Origin of the sequence: Buchnera aphidicola (Pemphigus obesinymphae), from assembly GCF_026122815.1 — a bacterium.
Classification (GTDB): Bacteria; Pseudomonadota; Gammaproteobacteria; order Enterobacterales; family Enterobacteriaceae; genus Buchnera_C; species Buchnera_C aphidicola_BJ.
Map to the genome: position 1 here is coordinate 1 of NZ_JAIWQW010000077.1, position 524 is coordinate 524.

Genomic DNA, 524 nt, shown 5'->3' on the forward strand with positions numbered 1-524 from the left:
ATTAATAGTAAAGTTATTATACGTATTAATATATATTAATATTAAATTTTATGTTAAAAATTAATTTTTCAATTAAATTAATTAAATTAATTAAATTAAATAGTGTGGAATCAAATATTCATGGACTTTAATTTTTATCAGTGTTAAAATTGATATTCAACATATCAAATTTATAGGGGTGTAGTTCAATTTGGTAGAGCATCGGTCTCCAAAACCGAATGTTGGGGGTTCAAGTCCCTCCACCCCTGAAAATATACTATATAATAAATCATACTTTTTAACTCAATTTAAAATATTTTTTTTAAAAAATTAAATATAAAATTTATTTAACAAATTAACATCAAAATTTAATTCTGTTAAAATTTCACTAATAAATTATGTATTTAATATTTTCTATTTTTTAATATTATTTAATATTTTTAAAAATATTAAAGTTTATTTAATTAATATTAAGAATGATATTTTTTTAATATAGAGTAATCTACTGATGCCAAAATACCGTTCTAGTATCACCACTCATGGAC

Annotated in this window: 1 tRNA gene; it reads left to right on the forward strand. The window is 18.9% G+C overall.

The annotated features are described in order from the left end of the window. The first annotated feature begins 174 nt into the window (after positions 1 to 174). Positions 175 to 248, forward strand: a tRNA-Trp gene (locus tag LDP10_RS03170). Positions 249 to 524: the final 276 nt, after the last annotated feature.